3 protein-coding genes are annotated in these 4,444 nt (G+C 68.9%); 1 reads left to right on the top strand and 2 read right to left on the bottom strand.

Going from position 1 to position 4,444, the window contains the following annotated elements:
* Positions 1-259: 259 nt before the first annotated feature.
* Entirely contained in the window at positions 260-1,072 is an 813-nt protein-coding gene (locus tag IJH84_RS03480; protein ID WP_200069606.1) for an IclR family transcriptional regulator C-terminal domain-containing protein, read from the bottom strand.
* Between the two features lie 311 nt (positions 1,073-1,383).
* Between IJH84_RS03480 and IJH84_RS03475 the strand changes: the two genes are divergently transcribed.
* On the top strand, positions 1,384-3,204 hold the full coding sequence (locus IJH84_RS03475; protein ID WP_295140058.1) for a sialidase: 1,821 nt from the start codon (positions 1,384-1,386) through the stop codon (positions 3,202-3,204).
* Positions 3,205-3,264: 60 nt separating this feature from the next.
* Here the strand turns inward: IJH84_RS03475 and IJH84_RS03470 are convergent, their stop codons facing one another.
* Positions 3,265-4,101: an SAM-dependent methyltransferase gene (locus IJH84_RS03470; RefSeq protein WP_295140056.1), complete on the bottom strand. Its 837-nt coding sequence runs from the start codon at positions 4,099-4,101 to the stop codon at positions 3,265-3,267.
* Positions 4,102-4,444 lie beyond the last annotated feature (343 nt).

Here is a 4,444-nt window from a genome sequence, read left to right as displayed (position 1 = left end):
CGCGGACGAGACGCCGGACTACTACATCCCCGTCGCGGAGAAGACCTACCGCACCGCCGAGGAACTGGCCGAACTGGACGCGGCCGCGCCGCGCTCCACCGGCTGAACCGGCACCCCCCGCCACCGCCGGCCGGTCCCGCGCGGACCGGCCGGCGGACTCGCGGTCGTTCAAGTACAACTTTTCGATCTTTTGCTCGTCAGCGGCGGAGCCGCTGAGCAGTGGCCGTGCAAGCAACCGGCACCGCCGCGCAAATCATTCTCAAGGACTCTTCACTCGCAGATCCGCCTCGATGCGGGCGGCGGTGGTCAGCAACGGGGGCACGACCTCGCGACGCACCACGTCCGCGGACGCGCCGTGCTCGTCGAGCGAGACGTTCACCGCCGCGATCGCCCGGCCCGCCGGATCGCGCAGCGGCACCGCCACGCCGCGCAGCCCTTCCTCCAGCTCGCCGTCCGAGATCACGAAACCTTCCTTGCGCACCTTGGCCAGGTCGGCGTGCATCCCGTGCCGGGAAGTGACCGTGCGCGGCGTGACCGGGCGCAGCGACATCGCGCTGAGCCGCGCCTCCAGCCGCTCCGGTGCCAGGTCCGCCAGCAGCACCTTGCCCATCGAGGTCGCGTGCACCGGGAACCGGCTGCCGACCGGAATCGCCACCGACAGCAGCTTGGGGCTCGGCACCTGCGCCACGTAGCGGACGTCGTCGCCGTCGAGCACGCCGACCGCGGTCATCGCCTTGAGCTCCGCGGTCAGCCGCCGCAGGTGCGGCTCGGCGATCTGCGGCAGCGAACGCGTCGACAGGTAGGCGTGGCCGAACTCCAGGATCCGCGGCGCCAGCGCGTAGTGCCTGCCGTCGTGCTGCACGTATCCCAGGTCGATCAGCGTGAGCAGCAGCCGCCGCGCGCCGGCGCGGTCGAGTCCGCTGGCCTGCGCCACCTCGGTCAGCGTCAACTCCGGCTGCCGCTCGGTGAAGGTCCGCAGCACGCGGAACGCGCGCTCGACCGAGCGCACGAAGTGCGGGCCGGGTTCGTCGTGCCGGCCGGGATTTTCGTGGGAGCCGGGTTCTTCGCTCATCGCACCTGTGTCGTGGGACGGGCGCGCCTGCGGGTGCGCACCTGGTTCCGGTCCAGCTTAACAACCGATTGCACAGGCAAGGAGATCCGCGCCGCCGATTCTGGGATGAGTGGGAAAAAATCGCCGGGAATCCGGTGACGCGCGCACATCCTGCGTTCACATTCCCAGATGCGCGTCCGCGGCCTTGACACCCCGAAATGATCTCTTAAATTCCTTCGGAGCGCTCTCCTTAATCCTTTCCGGAGGCCTCGCACCGCAAGGACACCGATCACCGGCGCTCGACGCGCCGCAGCAGCGGACAGGCGAAACGCATGAAGACATCATCACGCCCGGGACGGGCCGCGCTGGCGCTGGTAGCCGGCTCCGCCCTCGTCGCCGGGCTCGTCAGCACCACCACGGCGGGTGCCGAGCCGGCACCCGCTCCCCCGGCACCGGCTCAGGCGGTGCGCGACACCGACCCGCAGAATCCGGACCTCGGACCGAACACCTACGTCGTCAAGCCGGACACCCCGCAGGGCGAGATGCAGTCCAAATTGGACGAAATCGCCAAGCGGCAGCACACCAACCAGTTCGGCGACGAGCGCGACGCGATCCTGTTCCAGCCCGGCGAGTACGACGCCGACGTGAACCTCGGCTTCAACACCCAGGTCGCCGGGCTCGGCATGTCCCCGGACGACGTGCAGCTCAACGGGCACGTGCGGGTCGAGGCCGACTGGTTGCAGCAGGGCGACGACCCGAACTACAAGGGCAACGCGACGCAGAACTTCTGGCGCTCGGCGGAGAACCTCGCGGTGACGCCGCCGTCCGGTGAGATCGAGCGGTGGGCCGTTTCGCAGGCCGCGCCCTACCGCCGGATGCACCAGAAGGGCCAGATGCAGCTGTGGGACGGCGGCGACGGCTGGGCCAGCGGCGGATTCATCGCCGACTCCAAAATCGACGGACTCGTCGAATCCGGCTCGCAGCAGCAGTTCCTCACCCGCAACAGCGAGCTGGCCGGTGGCTGGACCGGGTCGGTGTGGAACATGATGTTCACCGGCACGGCGGGCGCCCCGGCGCAGCACTTCCCCGACCCGTCGAACACGAACATCCCGGAAACCCCGAAGATGCGGGAAAAGCCGTTCCTGAACATCGACGACACGGGCAACTACAACGTGTTCGTCCCCGGCATCCGGGAGAACTCGTCGGGACCGAGCTGGGCGAACGGCGCGCCGGAGGGCGAGAACCTCTCGCTGGCGGACTTCTTCGTGGCCAAGCCGACGGACAACGCGGCCACCATCAACGCCGCGCTGGCCGAGGGCAAGCACCTGCTGTTCACCCCGGGCGTCTACCACCTGGACGACACGATCAACGTGACGAACCCGAACACGGTGGTGCTCGGCATCGGCATGACCACGCTCGTCCCGGACACCGGCAAGACCGCGGTGTCGGTGGCCGATGTGGACGGTGTGAAGCTCGCCGGGCTGCTCATCGACGCCGGTGAGCAGAACTCGCCTTCGCTGATGGACGTCGGCCAGGAAGGGGCGAACGCGAGCCACGCGCAGAACCCGACCTCGCTGTCGGACGTGTTCTTCCGCGTCGGCGGCCCGCGGGCGGGCAAGGCGAGCACTTCGCTGCAGATCAACAGCAACGACGTCCTGCTGGACCACAGCTGGGTCTGGCGCGCCGACCACGGCGACGGGGTCGGCTGGGACGTCAACACCGCCGACACCGGTGTGATCGTCAACGGCGACAACGTCACCGCGCACGGGCTGTTCGTGGAGCACTACCAGAAGAACAACGTGGTGTGGAACGGAAACGGCGGCCGCACCTACTTCTTCCAGAACGAGATGCCCTACGACCCGCCGGATCAGGCGGCATGGGGCGAGAACGGCGGCTGGGCGGCCTACAAGGTCGGTGATCAGGTCACCGACCACGAAGGCTGGGGGCTCGGCAGCTACTGCTACTTCAACGTGAACCCGTCGATCACCGCGGCCCGCTCGTTCGAAGTGCCCGACAACCCCGGCGTGAAGTTCCACGACATGGTGACCGTCTCGCTGGGCGGCGTGGGAACGATCAACCGGATCATCAACGACATCGGTGAACCGGCCAACGCCGACCACCAGATCAGCTACCAGACCGAATTCCCGGGCTGATAGCCGGAGAACCGAGTGCGGGTGGCGGAGACGATCCGCCACCCGCATCTTCGCGTACCGCTAGGGTTTCTGCGCCACTGCGGCGAAGCACACCGCGTTCTCCGGGGCGCTCTCGTCCGACGGGTCGACCCCGACGAGGTCCGATCGCCATTCCGAGGTGTAGGTGACACCGGGGTCCAGCAGCTCCCAGCCGGTGAAGAAGCGGCGGAACTCCAGCTCTTCGCGGGCCACGAAACCGGGATTCTGGGTGTTCTCGTAGGACTTGATGAACTCGAGCGTCTGGGTGCGGACCGGCTCCGGCACACCGTCCACAGTGGCGTGGCTGATGGCGAGCCTGCTGCCGGAGGGCAACGCGGCCTTGTACCGCTCCAAGGCCGCTTCCGGATGCCGGCTGCCCGGCATGAAGTGCAGCAGCGCCACCGCAAGCACCCCGATGGGCCGGGTGAAGTCGAGCTGTTCGCGGGTGCCCGCGGCGGCGAGCACCTCTTCGGGCTCCAGGAAGTCACCGCGCACGACCGTGGTGCCGGGCACGTCCCGCAGCAGCTGCTCGGTCTGCGCCACGGCGACCGGCTCGTTGTCCACGTAGACGACCCGGGCGTGCGGATCGTGGTGCTGCGCCAGCTCGTGGGTGGCGCCGGCCGTCGGCAATCCCGCACCGAGGTCGAGGAACTGGTCGATCCCCGCGTCGAGCATCGTGTGCACGGCGCGGCGCAGGAAGGTGCGGTTCCAGCGGGCCACGTCGGCGATGTGCGGCAGTATCTCCTTGGCCCTGGCCACGAACTCGCGGTCCGCGGCGAAGTTGTGCGCACCGCCGAGGTACGCGTCGTAGACGCGGGCCGCGCTCGGCGTCTGCACGTCGACGCCTATTGCGCGCCAGCTGTCCTGATCATCGACCATTCACCCAAAGTAATGATCTTCGCCCGCGGCGACAAGAACGCGGCGCATCGATCGGCCCACATTCCGGGCGAGAACCCGGGCGGGCCGCGCGGGACGCTGCGTCAGGGGCGATCCCGCAGTGAGACGGCGTGAGGTTGCGCTACCCGTGCACCTGCGCAACCGAGCCGAAACTCAGACAACTCCGCTGTCGCCGAGGCGGCGCAGCAGGCGGGTCAGCTCCGCGACGTCGTCCGGGTCCCAGCCGCCGAGCGCCGAGCGCCAGCGGTCCCGCTGGTCGGCCACCTGCGCGTCGACCTTCCGGTGCCCTTCGCAGGTGAGCACGACCAGCCGCGCCCGCGCGTCG

It is taken from the genome of Saccharopolyspora sp. (genome assembly GCF_017434145.1).
Lineage (GTDB): Bacteria > Actinomycetota > Actinomycetes > Mycobacteriales > Pseudonocardiaceae > Saccharopolyspora_C > Saccharopolyspora_C galaxeae.
Note: the sequence above shows the minus strand (reverse complement) of the source record. Positions and strands in the feature narration are given on the sequence as shown.